Origin of the sequence: Nocardiopsis sp. TNDT3, from assembly GCF_003427465.1 — a bacterium.
GTDB lineage: Bacteria > Actinomycetota > Actinomycetes > Streptosporangiales > Streptosporangiaceae > Nocardiopsis > Nocardiopsis dassonvillei.
Window position 1 is genome coordinate 1 of record NZ_QPFC01000938.1, and the last position, 2,327, is coordinate 2,327.

Annotated in this window: 2 protein-coding genes; both read left to right on the forward strand. The window is 72.7% G+C overall.

Translation table 11 applies throughout. The features are described 5' to 3' along the window. The first annotated feature begins 155 nt into the window (after positions 1 to 155). Complete coding sequence (locus tag DQW06_RS21940) at positions 156 to 1,112, forward strand: LysR family transcriptional regulator (RefSeq protein WP_071621984.1); 957 nt, start codon at positions 156 to 158, stop codon at positions 1,110 to 1,112. Between the two features lie 91 nt (positions 1,113 to 1,203). Further along, positions 1,204 to 2,286 carry a tartrate dehydrogenase gene (locus tag DQW06_RS21945; protein ID WP_071621983.1) on the forward strand — a complete coding sequence of 361 codons (1,083 nt, stop codon included), beginning with the start codon at positions 1,204 to 1,206 and terminating at the stop codon, positions 2,284 to 2,286. The last annotated feature ends 41 nt before the right edge of the window (positions 2,287 to 2,327 follow it).

Here is a 2,327-nt window from a genome sequence, read left to right on the forward strand (position 1 = left end):
GGGAGGCGGGGGGTGGTGCGGGCGTGGTCTCCGATGACATGCGCTCTCCTTCGGTCGGTGCGCAGACCACTCTCAACGTGTGACCGCCATCACGCCCAAGACGTAGTTTCTCTCAGACCCATAGACTGCGCCTATGAATCGGTGGGTGAGCTGACATGGACGCGCGGCAGCTGTCCTACTTCCTGGCCATCGTCGACCACGGCGGATTCGGCAGGGCCGCCGAGCACCTGCACATCGCCCAGCCCTCGTTGTCCCAGGCCATCGGGGGTCTGGAGCGGGAGCTGGGCGTGGACCTGTTCCACCGGGTGGGCCGGGGCGTGGTGCTGACCGACACCGGCACCCGCCTCATCGAACCGGCCCGCCAGGTGGTCCGGGACCTGGAGGCGGTGCGCGACACCGCGCGTTCGGCCCGCGGGCTGCGGCGGGGGCGGGTGGACCTGGTCTCGACGCCCTCCCCGGGGATCGAGCCGCTCACCACGCTGATGGCCTCCTTCGCGCGGGAGTACCCACTGATGACGGTCAACGTGGCGGGGGCGTTCACCCCCGAGGAGGTGGTCCAGCACGTGCGCTCGGGGGCGGCCGAGATCGGGCTGCTGGGCTCGGCGGGCCACCCGCGCACCGCGGACCTGAGGGTGCTGCCGGTGGAGGAGCAGCCCCTGGTGCTGCTGTCCCCGCCCGAGAAGGAGGGCGCCCCGCCGGAGCGGACCGTGTCCGGCGGCACCGGTCCCGTCCCGGACCGGATCGACCGCGCGGACCTGGGCGGTCTGCGGCTGATCGCCTCCCAGCGCGGCAGCCTCATGCGCCAGATCGTGGACGACATCCTGGCGGGCGGCACCGACGCGCACCTGGCCGCCGAGGTCGACCACCGCACCTCGATCCTGCCCCTGGTGCTGTCCGGGCTCGGCCACGCCGTCATGCCCTCCTCCTGGAAGCCCATCGCCACGCGCATGGGCGCCCGGGTCCGCCTCATCGAACCGGTCTCCCGCCTGCGCGTCGTCATCGTCAGCCGCGCCTCGCGGATGACGCCCGCCGCGCAGGCCTTCCTCGGCGTCGCCGAGCACTACGCCAGGACCCGTCCGGAAGCGGAGCCGGGGGGTTCCGCGCAGGCATAGGCACCGCCTATGGGTCACATCGCCGATGCGTCTTGGACGCGGCCGGGGGCGGCGCGCTTGACTTCCGGGGAACCCGACCGACGGAGGAGACATGACCCAGACCCGCCACTTCCGCATCGCCGCCATCCCCGGTGACGGCGTCGGGAGCGAGGTGGTCGACGCGGGCCGCCAGGTGCTCGACGCCCTGGCCTCGGCCTCGCACGGCACCCTCGGCTTCACCTGGCAGGAGTTCCCGTGGGGCTCGGACTTCTACGCCCGCACCGGCAAGATGATCGACGACGACGGCCCCGAACGGCTCAGGGAGTTCGACGCGCTCTACTTCGGCGCCGTGGGCTGGCCCACCGTCCCCGACCACGTCAGCCTGTGGGGCCTGCGGCTGCGTCTGTGCCAGGGCTTCGACCAGTGGGCCAACGTCCGGCCCGTCCACTTCCTGCCCGGCGTCACCAGCCCCCTGCGCAAGGCCGACACCACCGAACTGGACTGGGTCGTGGTCCGCGAGAACTCCGAGGGCGAGTACGGCGGGTTCGGCGGCCGCAACTTCTCCGCCCGCGGCCGGGGCGGCGAGGTGGCCGTGCAGTCGGCGGTCTTCACCGAGACCGGCTGCGAGCGCATCATCCGCTTCGCCTTCGACCTGGCCCGCACCCGCGGTCGGCGCAAGGTGTCGTCGGTGACCAAGAGCAACGCCCAGCAGTACGGCATGGTGCTGTGGGACGAGGTGTTCGAACGCGTGGCCGCCGACTACCCCGACGTGGAGACCGAGAGCGTGCTGGTCGACGCCATGTCCGCCAAGTTCGTCCTGCGCCCGGAGGAGCTGTCGGTGGTGGTGGCCTCCAACCTCAACGCCGACATCCTCTCCGACCTCGGCAGCGCCCTGGCCGGGAGCCTGGGCCTGGCCGCCAGCGCCAACCTCAACCCCGAGCGCCGCTACCCCAGCATGTTCGAACCGGTGCACGGGTCGGCCCCCGACATCGCCGGAAGGGGCGTGTGCAACCCGATCGGCGCCGTCGGCAGCGCCGCCCTCATGCTGGAGCACTTCGGCCTGGACGAGGAGGCCGCGCGGGTGCAGCGGGCCATCCGGGCGACGTGCGCCCAGGGCGTGCTGACCGCGGACGTGGGCGGCGGCACCTCCACCAAGGACGTCACCTCGGCGCTGATCGACAACCTCGCCGACTGAGCGCGGCGTCCGGGAGCGCGGTGGCCCCGCCGGGGCCACCG